The organism is Erythrobacter westpacificensis, assembly GCF_039542285.1.
GTDB classification, from domain to species: Bacteria; Pseudomonadota; Alphaproteobacteria; order Sphingomonadales; family Sphingomonadaceae; genus Alteraurantiacibacter; species Alteraurantiacibacter westpacificensis.
Genome location: NZ_BAABHV010000021.1, coordinates 217501 through 231249 on the forward strand (window position 1 = coordinate 217501; position 13749 = coordinate 231249).

Genomic DNA, 13749 nt, shown 5'->3' on the forward strand with positions numbered 1-13749 from the left:
GGTCAGCTACCGGCGGCAATGTCCGACGCGAGCGCGAGAACGCGGTCCGATCCGACTTCCCCTGTCAGCGCGTAGGCGAAGGGACCGCTTTCCCAATATGCCAGCGAACGGCCTTCCCGCTTTTCGAGCAGGGGCAATTTCTCCGCCGGCGTTTCCTCCCTCGTGGCGAACATCGACACGCTCTCGCCAGTTGCGGTTTCCATCACCAGCGCCACGGCCGGGCCGTGATCGGACGGATAGACCTGCACGTCCTGCAGCGTCCATTCGGCGGGAATGGCAGGCAGGTCGATACCCGTGGCGCTGGCGATCTCGCGCCGGTCCAGCAACGGCGATTCCAGTTGCGAGGCCATGCGCAGGCGCGCTTGCGAGGCATCGTAGGAGGCATCGGCCTCTTCGATGAATGATGCCGCGCTTGCCGGTTGCTCGCCGACAGTGGCGTTGACGATCCAGCCCCCGGCGAAAGCCAGCGCCAGCATCGCCGCCCGCTGCCAGCCGGCCGATCGTGCAGGCACAGGCCGTTGCGGGAAGGCGATCACCTCCGCGCTGCGACGCTTGCGACCGACCAGCGTGCCCTTGGTGCTGCCCGAGACGCGCTCGAAATCGATCTGCGGCCAGCGTTCGCGCCAGCGGCGCGCAACGATCCGCTCTCCCGGACGTGCGCCGTCGTCCAGCAGCACGATGGCGCCGGGGGAGAGACGGTCGAACAGGCAATCCGCCGCGCCGCGAACGAAGGGATGGACGGACCACGGCGGCCCGTCGATGATGAGCAGGTCGATCGTCTCGGGCAGGTTCGACAAGTCGTACCACCGGCCCGGCCATCCCTGCACGCTGGCGGTCAGCGGGGCGTGAGCCATCCGCGCTTCGGCACCTTCCTCGGCCAGCCATTCTCTCGTTGCCTCGACGAAGCCCGCATGCTGGTCATAGCTGTGCAGGGTGCCGCCGCCGTTCTGCTCCAGCGCCTTCGCGCATACGAGCGAGGTTGCCCCGGCTCCTAGCTCGACAACATTGGCGGGGCACAGTTCCTCCACCGCGTCGACGATCCGGTGCAGGAAGCCGGTGTCGGCCTTCCAGCTTCCCAGGTTCGGCAAGGCATCCTCGCGCAGGCCCACGCGTTCCAGCAGGCGGCGCTTTTCTGCCTTGCGCCCGCCCCACAGGCTGAACAACAGCCACGGCCATCCGATTGCGCCGAACGCGAGGCGATAGGCCATGTCGGATACCGGAGTGCCGGAAGTCCTTGCCTCGTCACCGTCGGTGGGGAGGGAGAAGAGCGGAGTGGTGTTGCGAGAGGTCATCGGTAAGGCTCCGAAGCAGCTTGGCGGCGCTGGTAGAATCGAACGAGCCTGTTAGCCAACGGATTCTCGCCCAGTCATGAATGGCCGGCCCTGAACGGCCGGTCAGAACCCCTGCGCGTCGTTGCTGTCGCTGGGGATGCGCACTTCGAGGCCGTCGAGGTCCTCGGTCAGCAGGATTTGGCAGGACAGGCGGCTGGTGGCGTGAACGTCGGCGGCAAGGTCGAGCATGTCCTCCTCGTCCTCCACAGCCTCGGGCAATTTGCCGAACCATTCGCGTGCCACGATCACGTGGCAGGTGGAGCATGCCATCTGCCCCTCGCACGTCCCTTCCAGCGGCATGCCTGCGGCCTGGCCGACTTCCAGAAGCCGGTCGCCGGGAGAAGCTTCGGCTTCAACCCTTTCGCCCTTGCGTGTAATGAAGGTGACTTTGATGGCGTCTATCCTTGCTGCGATGCAGCATTGATAAGCTTTTCGGCGGCCAGTTCAAGCTGCTCCATGCTGGTGTAGCGCCCGAAGCCCAGCCGGATCGAGCTTTTCGCCTTCTTCGCGCTCAGTCCGATGGCCTGAAGCACGTGGCTGGGCCTGCCCGATCCGCTGGCGCAGGCCGAGCCTGCCGAGAACATGACGTCGCGGCAGTCCGACATCAGGCGCGCCACGTCCAATCCCTTGCGGCGGATATTGAGATTGCCGTGCCAGCGCGCCTCCGCACTTCCGTTCAGGTCCCAATCCGAGAACAGTTCGCGCGCACGGTGCCACAGCGCCTCGACGTGCGCGGCATCGTCCTCCATCCGCTCCTTCGCCACCATCGCCGCCGCGCCGAAGCCCGCGCACAGTGCGGGGCTGAGCGTGCCGGAACGGATATTCGCCTCCTGCCCGCCGCCGGTCTGTTGCGGTTCGAGTTCGATGCCGTTCCTCACCCACAGCGCGCCGATGCCTTTCGGCCCGTGAATCTTGTGCGCGGAAACGGCGATAATGTCCGCGCCCGCCAGCGGCATCTTGCCGTAGGCCTGCACCGCATCGCACAGGTAGAGCGCGCCTGATTCCTTCGCCTTGCGGTGGAATTCCACCGTCGGCTGGATCACGCCGATCTCGTTGTTCACCTGCATCACGCAGACGAGCTTGGTGTCGTTCGGGATGTCCTGCTTCACGTTGCACTGCCCGTCCTTGGCAACGTTCAGTTCGTGCGCCTTGCCGATGGCATATGCGGTATCGAGCACGGCGGCGTGTTCGATGGCAGACACGCTGATCGCGCCCTTGCCGGGGCACCCGCGCATGGCGAGGTTGATCGCCTCGGTCGCGCCCGAGGTGAAGATCACCTGTCCGTTGGGCGGAAACAGCGCGGCCACGCGCTCTCGCGCTAGGTCCACCGCCGCTGCCGCCATGCGGCCCATGCGGTGCGGTGAGTGCGGATTGCCGAAGGCGGTGCCGTCCGGCGTATCGAGCCATTGCAGCATGGCATCGCGCGCTTCGGGCGCGAGGGGGGTGGTGGCCTGGTAGTCGAGATAGATCATGTCAGTGACTTCCAAGCCTTGGCAAAGCCATCGAGTTCCTCAGCCGTGGTGTTCCATCCCAGCGAGACGCGGATCGTGCGGTCCGCCAGTTCCTTGTCCGCCGCAATTGCCTGCATGACGTGGCTGGTCTTCATCGTGCCGCTGGAACAGGCGCTGCCTTGCGATACGGCGAACCCTGCCATGTCGAAGCGCATGACCTGCGCCGTGGCGGACATGGCAGGCATGGCAACGGCATTCACGAATGGCGTAGGATCGGAAAGGCGATCCGCCCACCACGTACCGCCTGCCGAGCGCACAGTTTCGGCCAGCCGATCACGTGCCGGCAGCACATCGTCAGGAAGGTAGGATCCCTCCACGGTCAAGGCTGCCGCCATGCCCATCGCGCCGGGGAGGTTCTCCGTCCCGCGCCGGTAACCGCGCTCGTGTCCGCCCACGGGTTCGAGCATGGCATAGTTTCGAACCAGCAGCGCCCCGATACCGATGGGACCGCCGAACTTGTGCGCGCTGATGATCGCCATGTCGCACGGCGGCAAAGCCATCTTGCCCGCCCCTTGCGCACAATCGGCAAGCAACAATCCGCCAGCTTCGCGCACGATCTCGAAAATCGTGGCCAAGTCCTGACAGTTGCCCGTTTCCGAATTCACCTGCTGCACCGCCACCAGCGGCTTTTCCCGCTGCACCGCCTCGCGCAGCAACTCGAGATCGAGCGCACCGTCCGCCCGCACCGGCAGTCGTTCCGCCTCTTTCGCCGTGCCGAGAATGCAGTCATGCTCAACCGCGCTCACCAGCCGCGCACCGGCCTTGGCGTGGTGCAGAACCAGCGCCGCCGCCTCGCTCGCGCCCGAGGTGAAGATCAGTTCGCCGTCCCAGCCAAGCGCCGCCTTGCAGCGCGCCCGCGCGTCCTCCAGCGCGGCCTTGGCCTTGCGCCCTTCGGCGTGAGGAGACGACGGGTTGGCCCAGATGGCAAAGCCCTCCTCCATCGCCGCCTTCGCTTCGGGGCGCAGCGGAGTCGTGGCGGCGTGATCGAGATAGATGCGCTGGTCTGGCACGGCGCTCACGTAACAATTGCGAAAATCGGCATAATCCCTATATAGCCGCCACCTTGCGCCGCGCTACCCGCAGGCGCCCAACATTCCAGCAGAGCAACAAACGCCCATGCCTCACGTTATCTTCCCCGGCCCGGAGGGTCGTCTCGAAGGCCGTTTCTCCCCCGCCCCGCGCCCCCGCGCACCTGTCGCCATGATCCTGCACCCGCACAGCCAGGGCGGCGGCACGATGAACGACCGGATCGTGCAGCAACTGTACAAGAACTTCGTCGGACGCGGCTTTGCCACCCTGCGGTTCAATTTCCGCGGTGTCGGCAAGAGCCAGGGCAGCTTCGACAACGGTATCGGTGAACTGTCCGATGCAGCCAGCGCACTCGACTGGGTGCAGCAGATCCACCCCGAAGCGCAGACCACCTGGGTCGCCGGCGTATCCTTCGGCGCTCTGATCGGCATGCAATTGCTGATGCGTCGCCCCGAAATCCGCGGCTTCATCTCCATCGCGCCGCCTGCGAACATGTACGACTTCTCTTTCCTCGCGCCCTGCCCCGCCTCGGGCATCTTCATCCAGGGCACGGCGGACACCGTGGTGCAGCCGCAATCGGTGCAGAAGCTTGTCGACAAGCTGCGCACGCAAAAGCACATCACGATCCACCACGACGAGATCCCGCGGGCCAATCACTTCTTCGAGAACGAGCAGGAAGAACTGATGAAGTCGGTCGACAACTACCTCGACTTCCGCCTCGATCCTAGCTGCCCGATCACCTGATCTGGCGCTTGTTCAAAGGCTTGCATCACGCGCGTCGGAGCTTCGGTTCCGGCGCGCGTTTTCGTTGGGCCTTGCAATTCCTCGCCCGGTATGTGACAGTATAACATGACTCGCTCGATTGATGAGTGAGCATCGGGAAGAGGAAGAGCAACATGTCCTATGCCAATGCCACAGTCAGCCCTGCGGCCCGCCTGCGCGCGGCAACAGGGGTTATCGCCATCCATGCGCTTGTCGGTTTCGGTGTCATCGCCGGCCTCACCATCGGCGGCGTGATCGAGCCGCCCGGACCGGTCGTCGGCACCTATGATATCAAGGACCCGCCACCTCCGCCGCCGCCCGAGGAAGTGACGCCGCAGCCGCCCGAGCAGAGCTTCGCGCCTGTCACCGCGCCGCAGCCGCCCATCGAGCTCGATCGCACCGCGCCGGTCGAGGTAGAGCCGGTGACGCCGAATCTCTCCGACCAGGTGGTGTTGAAACCCACGCCCCACCTGATCGAGATACCCGGCCCCGTGGTGACGCCCAGCGTCGCGCCTGCCATCGAGCCGGTGCCCGCCCGCCCGCGCAACGGCCCCGCAGGCTGGATCACCACCAACGACTATTCCCGCAGCGACCTGACCCGCGAGCGTGAAGGCACGGCAAGCTATCGTCTTGTAATCGGCAGCGACGGGCGCGTGGATGCCTGCGAAATCACCCGCAGCAGCGGCCATTCCACCCTTGATCGCAACACCTGTCGCCTGCTGGAAAGCCGCGCCCGCTTCGATGCGGCGACGAACAACCAGGGTGAGCGGACGGTCGGCACCTACTCCGGCTCCGTCACCTGGCAGATTCCGGACTGATCACACCCGAGAGAGAGGCCGGGTTACTCCTGCCCGGCCTCTTCCTCGGCCACGGCACTGTCCGCTGCCTCTATCGGCGTCTGGCCGCCATCCATCGGCACCAGCCAGATCGCCACGTTTACGAACATGACAAAGGCCAGAACGGCCATCAGCAGCGCCTGCTTCGTGATCCCCTTGCGCCATAGGACGAAAGCCCCTGCCGCAAGGGCGATGGCAGCGAGGACGATGATCGAGATGACGAGATCGAACATGCTCCTCCCCTAGCCGCCAGCCTTGCTGCTCGCCAGCGCTATCGTGCTTGACTGATACGGTTGCATCGGCAACCACCTGTTCCATGCAGAAAATCATCGAAACCTCGCTTTCCCGACGCTCCTTCATCGGAGCGCTGGGCGCTTCCACCGCGCTTACCGTACTGCCCGGCTGCGTCACCGCGCCTGCCGCCACCGGCAGCAATTCTGCGGCACAGGCTCTGCTGGACGATGTCGCGTGGAACCTGCTGCGGCACGAGCCCACGCGCGCCACCTCGCTCGGGGTCGATACCGGCGCACATGCCTCGCTGCGTCGCCAGCTTGGCGCGGCCGGGCCGGAGGCGCAGGACGCCAAGGCCGCCACCCTGCGCGCCGATCTGGCGAGGGTGCGCGCTTTCCCGACAGAAGGGCTGGACCCTGCGACCCGCACCAGTTTCGAAGTCGTGGAAAGCGCCTATGCCACCGCGATCGATGGGATGGAGCTTCCTTACGGCGATATCCCCGTCGGCTCCTGGCGCACCGCGCCCTACGCGGTGATCCAGAACGTTGGCGCTTATATCGACCTGCCGCGCTTTCTCGATTCCGACCACCCCGTTACCGATGAAGGTGATGCCGAGGCCTATATCGCCCGGCTGGAGGAAATGCCCGGTGTGCTGGCGGGCGAACTGGAGAAGATCAGCGAGGCCCGCGCGCTGGGCGTCGTGCCGCCCGACTTCCTGCTCGACCGCGCGCTCGACCAGATGGAGCGGCAGGTGGCGGACGCGCGGCAGGGCGGCGCGCTGGTCGAATCGCTCGTCCGCCGCACCCGCGAGGAAGGGATTGCCGGAAACTGGGGAGCGCGCGCGACCGAGATCGTGACCGGGCAAATCGCACCCGCGCTCGAAGCGCAACTGGCCGAATTGCAGCGCGAACGCGCCCTCGCCACCAGCGCGCCGGGAATGGATGCCCAGCCGCAGGGCGAGGAATGGTATCGCTGGTCGCTCAAATCCAGCACCACCACCAATATGTCGCCCGCCGAGATTCACCAGCTTGGACGCGATACGCTGGCCAGCATCGATGCCGAGATGGACCCGATCCTGCGCTCGCTCGGTTACACCGAGGGCACGCCGGGTCAGCGCATGATCCAGCTTTCGCAGGACGATCGCTTCAAGTTCGCCGAGGGCGATCCGGGCCGCGCGGAGATCATGACCTTCCTGAATGAGCGGATCGACTGGATTCGCGGCCAGATGCCGCGCGCCTTTGCCCGCGTGATCGATCCGGAAGTCGAAGTGCGCCGCATCCCGCCGAACGAGGAACTGGGCGCTCCCACGGCCTATGGCGGCGCGCCCGCCGTCGACGGCTCGCGCCCCGGCACCTTCTGGATCAACCTGCGCGATACGGACCTGCACCGCACCTACGATCTCGTCACCCTCGCCCACCACGAGGCCATTCCCGGCCACGTGTGGGAAGGTGAATATTCGAACCAGTTGCCGCTGATCCGCGCGATCCTGGCGTTCAACGCCTTCAGCGAAGGCTGGGCGCTTTATGCAGAGCAACTGGCAGACGAGCTGGGCGCCTATGACGACAACCCGGCGTGGCGATTGGGCTACCTTCAGGCCGCGGCCTACCGCGCGGTGCGGCTGGTGGTGGATACCGGTCTTCACGCTCAGGGGTGGCAGCGCCAGCAGGCGATCGACTACTTCCACACCAACACCGGCGTGGGCCTTGCCGAGACCACGAACGAGATCGACCGCTATTGCAGCTGGCCGGGACAGGCGACCGGCTACATGGTCGGCAAGCTGGAAATCCTGCGCCAGCGCGAACGCGCCCGCGCCGCGATGGGCACCGGGTACGACCTTCGCACATTCAACCAGGCGGTGGTGGAAGGCGGCAACGCGCCATTGGACGTGCTTGCCGGGAACATCGACCGCTATATCGGCACGAGCGGGTAAAGGTCGGGCCCTGTGCCCTTGCATACCGGGCCTTAACCTGCCTGCGCTAAGCGTTCACGACCAGGCCAGCCGCGCGGTGCGGCTCTTGCCTGTACGGAGACCGTCTGCAGGCGCCGGGCAGGGTTGCGCTCTACATAACCATCGATACCGAATACGAGTTCGGTTTCACCCGGCGTCACGGGCCGGAGTCGCGTGCGGAAAACTTCCGCCGCTCGATCCAGTGCGCCACGCCCGACGGCGACGTGGGCATCTTTCACCAGATGGACGTGTTCGAGCGGCACGGAATGAAAGGCGTGTTCTTCGTCGATCCCCTGCCCGCGCTGCTGTGGGGGACAGGTGCCATCGCCGACATCGTTGAGCCGATCGTTGCGCGCGGTCACGACGTGCAACTGCACCTGCATACCGAGTGGCTGGAGCTGGCAGGCTCCGCCAATCCGCTGGGCACGCGCACCGGCGCGAACGTCAAGGATTTTACGCAGGACGAACAGGCCGTGCTGCTGGAACTGGGCATCGACTTGCTGATGCAGGCCGGTGCGCCGCGTCCGGTGGCCTTTCGCGCAGGCAATTACGGCGCCAACGACGACACGCTGCGGGCAATGGCGCAAGTCGGCCTCTCCCACGATACCAGCCACCCGCCTGGACTGATGCACGGCGAATGCGAGATCGGCCTTGATGAACGGCATCGCCGCCCGCTGCGCCGTCATGGCGTGATCGAGGTGCCCATCGGCTGCATCGGCGATGCGCTGGGCGGGCTGCGCCATGCCCAGTTGACGGCGCTATCCTATCGCGAGATCGTTGCCGCCCTGCGCCACGCGCGGGCCAACGAACTGGCCTGCTTTACCGTGGTTTCCCACAGCTTCGAACTGCTGTGCCGCCAGCGCACCCGGATCAATCGCATCGTCGAGCGCCGGTTCGAAAAGGTCTGCGCCCATGTCGCGGGGATGGAAGGCGTGACCACCGCCACCTATGCCGATCGCCTGCCAAGGGTTGCCAAGCGCCCCGTAGGTGCGCCGGTGCTTGCACCTGCCCCGTTGCTCAACGGCACACGCATGGTGGAGCAGGCTGTCGCCAATGCCCTCTATGGCCGTGAGACCTCCGCCCATGTCGAGGGCGATGCCGCGAAAGAGCCTACCGCCGTCGCCAGAGCGGTTCGCTACCTGGAGATCGCCAACCAGGCGCGCGTTCGCTGATGGCGGCGCAGCCCGCCACGGAAAGTGGCAAGGATATTGAGGGCCTTGGCTGGCTAAGGCGCTGCTAACCAAATCCGGCAAGCCGGGCTTAACCAGCACGGTGCACTTTTCCTTCATTCGAGGAAGAAGGTTTGCCGCCATGATGAATTACGTGGTCGTGGGAGCCACCGGATTGCTGCTCCTGATGCTCGTGCCGGATTCAAAAGTGCGCTGGCAGCGCCTTTCCGCACGCGGCGGCGCTGCCATGCTGTTCGGCCTTGGCCTGTTCGGCACGGTCTACAAGGTGATGGCACCCTGAGAACGAGCCCGGCGGTACCGCGCCTATTTCTTGCCGAACAGGTTGCCCGCCATGCCCGCGATATCGTTCAACGGGTTGCCATCGTGGTCCTGGTCGAGGATCTGCATGAATGCGCCTAGCGAGCCCTCGCCGCCGACATGCTCCATCACTTGCGTGAGGATGTTCGCGTCGAGGCCGCTCTTCTGCTGCGCGACCTCTACGGTATCGCCGCTGGCCTGATGCCCTTCGGTAAGCGCAGCGATCGCCCTCTCCGCGGTCGCCTGGTCGATGCCCAGCTTGTCCGCCATGTTCTTTACGGTGGGGTGGTTGTGCGCTGCGCCCAGGATCTGGTCGAAAATGCTCATGGCGTATCCTACTGACTGTGGTTCCGCTCCCATGCTACGCCGCGAGCCCTGAAAGTAAAAGACCCCGCACCGGTCTTGCGCCGGGCGGGGCCTCTCCTCTCCAGCTGGGAAACTGGTTGTCAGGCGGCTTGCGGTGCCGCCTGGCGCACGCCTTCGTCAACGTGCTCGGCAAACTGGCGGAAGTTCTCGACGAAAAGTTCCACCAGCTTGTGCGCGGTGGCGTCGTATTCGTCCTTGTCGGCCCAGGTGCTGCGCGGATCGAGCACGGACTGGTCGATACCGGCCTCGTCCAGCGCGGGCACGTGCACCGGCACGTCGAAGCCGAAGTTCGGGTCCTTGCGGAATTCCACGTCGTCCATCTTGCCGTCGAGCACGGCATTCAGCAGGCCGCGCGTCGCCTTGATCGGCATGCGCTGTCCCACGCCGTACTTGCCGCCGGTCCAGCCGGTGTTGAACAGCCAGCACTGCACGTCGCCCTTGGCGATGCGTTCCTTCAGCAGGTTGCCGTAGACCGACGGGTGGCGCGGCATGAAGGCAGCGCCGAAGCAGGTGCTGAACGTCGCTTCGGGCTCGGTCACGCCGATTTCCGTTCCGGCCACCTTGGCGGTGTAGCCGGAGAGGAAGTAGTACATAGCCTGATCGGCGGTGAGACGCGCGATCGGGGGCAGGACGCCGAAAGCGTCGGCCGTCAGCATGATGACGTTGGACGGTGCCGGACCGAGGTTCTCTTCCGAAGTGTTCGGAGTGTACTCGATGGGATAGGCGCCGCGGGTGTTCTCCGTCTTGCTGCCATCGTTGAAGTCCAGCTCGCGCGTGTCCTCGTCCATGGTCACGTTCTCGATGATCGTGCCGAACATCTTGGTCGTGGCGTAGATTTCCGGCTCGCCCTCTGCCGAGAGGTTGATCATCTTGGCGTAGCAGCCGCCCTCGAAGTTGAAGACCGCATCGTCGGACCAGCCGTGCTCGTCATCGCCGATCAGCGTGCGGCTGGCATCGGCGGAAAGCGTGGTCTTGCCGGTGCCCGACAGGCCGAAGAAGATCGCCGTCTTGCCGTCGGGGCCGATGTTGGCGGAACAGTGCATGGGCATCACGCCCTGTTCGGGAAGCAGGTAGTTGAGAAGGCCGAACACGCCCTTCTTCATCTCGCCCGAGTATTCGGTGTTGCCGATCAGGATCAGCTTCTCGCTCAGGTTCACCGCGATCACCGTGTCGCTGCGGCAGCCGTGGCGTTCAGGGTCCGCCTTGAAGCTGGGCAGGTTGATGATGGTGTATTCGGGATCGAAGGAGCCGAGTTCTTCCGGAGTCGGGCGCACCAGCAGGGTGCGGGCGAACAGGTTGTGCCAGGCCATCTGCGTGATGACGCGCACGTTCACGCGGTATTCCGGCTGGCTGCCGCCGAACAGGTCCGCCACGTAAAGCTCGTCCTGCTCTTTCGTCGCGGCGAGGAAATCGGCCTTCAGGTTGTCCCAGTGCCGCTGGTCCATCGGCTGGTTGATCTTTCCCCAGTCGATCGTGTCTTCTGTCTTCGCGTCGCGGACGATAAACTTGTCCTTCACGCTGCGGCCGGTGAACTTGCCGGTATCGACCAGCAGCGCGCCGTGCTGCGTCAGCTGCCCTTCACCCTTGGCGATGGCATGTTCGACGAGGGCGGCAGTGCCCAGGTTCGGGTGAATGGTGGCGGTGGTCGCGATGCCCTGGTCGGACAGCGACTTGGAAAGTTCGTATGACACGTAGGCTCCTCGTTACGGTCAAGATGGCAATGGCGCATTCGTATGCACGCGATTGTGCGGCCCGCATAAGGTCGAATGCGTGGCGCGTCAATTTACCGGGACCGGTTTGACTTAGTCCGGAATTACTTGCGTTTGAGACCATTTTGGCGGGGCTATTGCGGCCCTGCCAGTTGTCACGCCGCGGGCAAGGGATTACCCCGCTTGTGGGACAAGGAGAAGCATGACGCAGGCACCCGACAATAACGCCACAGAAGCGCAGAATTCCGCGGCCGATGGCCAGCGAACGATCGCGCTGGTGGACGATGATCGCAACATCCTGACCACGCTTTCCATCGCCCTGCAGGCCGAAGGTTACGCCACCCGCGTCTACTCCGACGGTGAAGCTGCGCTCGCAGCGCTGCAACAAAATCCACCGGATCTCGCCGTGTTCGACATCAAGATGCCGCGCATGGATGGGATGGAACTGCTGCAGAAACTGCGCGAATCGTCGGACCTGCCGGTGATCTTCCTGACCAGCAAGGACCAGGAGGAGGACGAGGAAGCGGGCCTCGCCATGGGCGCGGACGATTACATCGCCAAGCCTTTCAGCCAGCGCCTGCTGCTGGCCCGCATTCGCGCCATCCTGCGCCGCGCAGCTCCCTTGCCCGAAGGCCACGAGGATACCTCGCCCACCCCTGCCCCCCACAGCGAAGTGATTGCTCGCGGACGCCTGGCGATGGACCCCGCGCGACACCAGGTCACATGGGACGGCAAGCCCGTCAGCCTCACTGTCACGGAATTCCTCATTCTCGAGGCGCTGGCCATTCGCCCCGGCGTCATCAAGAGCCGCAACCAGCTGATGGATGCGGCATACCCGGATGACGTGTTCGTGGACGATCGTACCGTCGATTCGCATATCAAGCGCCTGCGCCGAAAGTTCCGCGCGGTGGACCCGGAGTTCGGCGCGATCGAAACGCTGTACGGCGCGGGCTACAGCTTCTCCGATGGCTGACGACAGCGGTGACACGGCGCTGCAGGCGAGCCGCCTGGAACGGCTCGCCTTTCCCGTGGGCAAATCGCTCACGGCGCGCATCCTCGCTGTCAACCTGATCCCGCTGCTGGTGCTGGCGGGCAGCCTGTTCTTTCTCGATTCCTATCGTCGGCAGTTGCTGGACGAACGCTTCAAGCTCGCCCGGATCGAGGCGCAGATCACGGCCGAGGCGCTGGCCGGTGCCACGCGCGAGAGGCAGGAGGCGCTGCTGAGCCAGATCGGTCGTGAACAGCGCATGCGGATGCGGCTCTACGATGCATCGGGCGCGCTGATTGCCGACAGTTTCGAGCTGGACGCGCCCAGCTTCACCTTCGACGATCCGGTGGCCGAGCCGTTCCTGGAAGACCTCGCCCGCTGGACCGACACGGCCGTGAATATCGCCGTGGGCGCGCCATCCCCCCCGCCCTATGCCGAACCCGCGGACACAGCGGCCGACAACTGGCCCGAACTCGCCCGCGTGCGCCAGCAGGGTCTTTCGCAGATCGAACTGCGCCGTGCGCCCGACGGAACTCCGGTGATCAACGCGGCCGCGCCCGTCGGCGTCAACGGGGCCAGCCTGCTCACCACTCGCAACGCATCCGACATCACCCAGGCCGTTCGCAACGCGCGCAGCAGCCTGATGACGATCATCCTTCTCGCGCTGGCCGTTTCCATCGTCCTCTCGCTCTACCTCGCCAACACCATCATCCAGCCGCTGCGGCGCCTGGTGATTTCCACCCAGCGCGTGAGGCTGGGGCGCGACCGCGAAGTGGAAGTGCCACGCATGGACGAGCGCGCCGACGAGATCGGCCTGCTCGCCCGCGCCGTGTCCGACATGACCGCGACGCTGCGCCACCGCATCGACGCGGTGGAAACCTTTGCCGCCGATGTCGCGCACGAGATCAAGAACCCGCTGGCGTCGCTGCGCAGCGCGACGGAATCGCTGCCCCGCGTCAAGGAGCCGAAACTGCACGCCCAATTGGTGGAAGTCGCCGCTCACGACGTGCGCCGAATCGACCGCCTTGTCACCGAGATTTCCGAAGCCAGCCGCATCGACGCGGAACTCAGCCGCGCCACGTTCGAACCGGTGGAACTGGGCCAGTTGTTCGCCAACGTGGTCGCCCGCAAGATGGAGCGCAGCGAGAACCGCGGATGCGTGATCACCATCGACATGGAAACCAGCCGCGATCTGGTGATGGGCGTGCCGCTGCGTCTTGAACGGATCGCGGAGAACCTGATCGACAACGCCGTGTCGTTCTCTCCCGAAGGCGGGCGCATAACCGTGACCATCTCTCGCTCGGACAAGCGTGTGGCCGCCACAGTCTGCGACGAAGGGCCCGGCATTCCGGAGGGGGAGCGGGAGAAAGTTTTCCGCCGCTTCCATTCGCACCGACCCGAAGGCGAGGAATATGGCAACCATTCCGGGCTGGGCCTTGCCATCGGTCGCACCATTGCCGAAGCGCACGACGGCAGCCTGAGCGTGGCGGATCCCTCGGGGTCGCTCGGCGGGGCGTGCCTCGTCCTCGAACTGCCAGCCGCATAAGAGTT

At 65.2% G+C, this 13749-nt stretch carries 14 protein-coding genes; 7 read left to right on the forward strand and 7 right to left on the reverse strand.

What is annotated here, in order from left to right; translation table 11 throughout:
• Positions 1-2 precede the first annotated feature (2 nt).
• The 4 genes from ABFX23_RS13895 to ABFX23_RS13910 all read right to left on the reverse strand — a co-directional run bounded on the left by ABFX23_RS13895 (position 3) and on the right by ABFX23_RS13910 (position 3852).
• Entirely contained in the window at positions 3-1292 is a 1290-nt protein-coding gene (locus ABFX23_RS13895; RefSeq protein ID WP_346033601.1) for a class I SAM-dependent methyltransferase, read from the reverse strand.
• 102 nt (positions 1293-1394) lie between these two features.
• Positions 1395-1724, reverse strand: coding sequence for a 2Fe-2S iron-sulfur cluster-binding protein (locus ABFX23_RS13900; RefSeq protein ID WP_346033823.1), 330 nt, complete (start codon positions 1722-1724; stop codon positions 1395-1397).
• A gap of 5 nt (positions 1725-1729) precedes the next feature.
• A complete protein-coding gene (locus ABFX23_RS13905; protein WP_346033602.1) occupies positions 1730-2803 on the reverse strand; it encodes a cysteine desulfurase family protein in 1074 nt (357 codons plus the stop codon).
• Positions 2800-3852, reverse strand: coding sequence for a cysteine desulfurase family protein (locus ABFX23_RS13910; protein WP_346033824.1), 1053 nt, complete (start codon positions 3850-3852; stop codon positions 2800-2802). The genes ABFX23_RS13905 and ABFX23_RS13910 overlap by 4 nt, the downstream gene beginning before the upstream one ends.
• A 106-nt stretch (positions 3853-3958) precedes the next feature.
• Between ABFX23_RS13910 and ABFX23_RS13915 the strand changes: the two genes are divergently transcribed.
• Positions 3959-4615 carry an alpha/beta hydrolase gene (locus tag ABFX23_RS13915; protein ID WP_120076788.1) on the forward strand — a complete coding sequence of 219 codons (657 nt, stop codon included), beginning with the start codon at positions 3959-3961 and terminating at the stop codon, positions 4613-4615.
• A gap of 152 nt (positions 4616-4767) precedes the next feature.
• Entirely contained in the window at positions 4768-5451 is a 684-nt protein-coding gene (locus tag ABFX23_RS13920; RefSeq protein WP_346033603.1) for a TonB family protein, read from the forward strand.
• Positions 5452-5474: 23 nt separating this feature from the next.
• Here ABFX23_RS13920 and ABFX23_RS13925 read toward each other — a convergent pair whose 3' ends face one another.
• Positions 5475-5702, reverse strand: coding sequence for a hypothetical protein (locus ABFX23_RS13925; protein WP_346033604.1), 228 nt, complete (start codon positions 5700-5702; stop codon positions 5475-5477).
• An 83-nt stretch (positions 5703-5785) separates the two neighbouring features.
• Between ABFX23_RS13925 and ABFX23_RS13930 the strand changes: the two genes are divergently transcribed.
• From ABFX23_RS13930 to ABFX23_RS13940, 3 genes are all read left to right on the forward strand, one after another.
• Positions 5786-7630 carry a DUF885 domain-containing protein gene (locus ABFX23_RS13930; RefSeq protein WP_346033605.1) on the forward strand — a complete coding sequence of 615 codons (1845 nt, stop codon included), beginning with the start codon at positions 5786-5788 and terminating at the stop codon, positions 7628-7630.
• A gap of 242 nt (positions 7631-7872) precedes the next feature.
• Entirely contained in the window at positions 7873-8820 is a 948-nt protein-coding gene (locus ABFX23_RS13935; RefSeq protein WP_346033606.1) for a polysaccharide deacetylase family protein, read from the forward strand.
• Positions 8821-8959: 139 nt separating this feature from the next.
• Entirely contained in the window at positions 8960-9118 is a 159-nt protein-coding gene (locus tag ABFX23_RS13940) for a hypothetical protein (RefSeq protein WP_346033607.1), read from the forward strand.
• Between the two features lie 23 nt (positions 9119-9141).
• Here the strand turns inward: ABFX23_RS13940 and ABFX23_RS13945 are convergent, their stop codons facing one another.
• Together ABFX23_RS13945 and ABFX23_RS13950 are read right to left on the reverse strand one after the other, a co-directional pair.
• Positions 9142-9462: a hypothetical protein gene (locus ABFX23_RS13945; protein WP_346033608.1), complete on the reverse strand. Its 321-nt coding sequence runs from the start codon at positions 9460-9462 to the stop codon at positions 9142-9144.
• 119 nt (positions 9463-9581) lie between these two features.
• Entirely contained in the window at positions 9582-11192 is a 1611-nt protein-coding gene (locus ABFX23_RS13950) for a phosphoenolpyruvate carboxykinase (protein ID WP_346033609.1), read from the reverse strand.
• Between the two features lie 220 nt (positions 11193-11412).
• Between ABFX23_RS13950 and ABFX23_RS13955 the strand changes: the two genes are divergently transcribed.
• Positions 11413-12183: a response regulator transcription factor gene (locus ABFX23_RS13955; RefSeq protein WP_346033610.1), complete on the forward strand. Its 771-nt coding sequence runs from the start codon at positions 11413-11415 to the stop codon at positions 12181-12183.
• Complete coding sequence (locus tag ABFX23_RS13960) at positions 12176-13744, forward strand: stimulus-sensing domain-containing protein (RefSeq protein ID WP_346033611.1); 1569 nt, start codon at positions 12176-12178, stop codon at positions 13742-13744. The genes ABFX23_RS13955 and ABFX23_RS13960 overlap by 8 nt, the downstream gene beginning before the upstream one ends.
• The last annotated feature ends 5 nt before the right edge of the window (positions 13745-13749 follow it).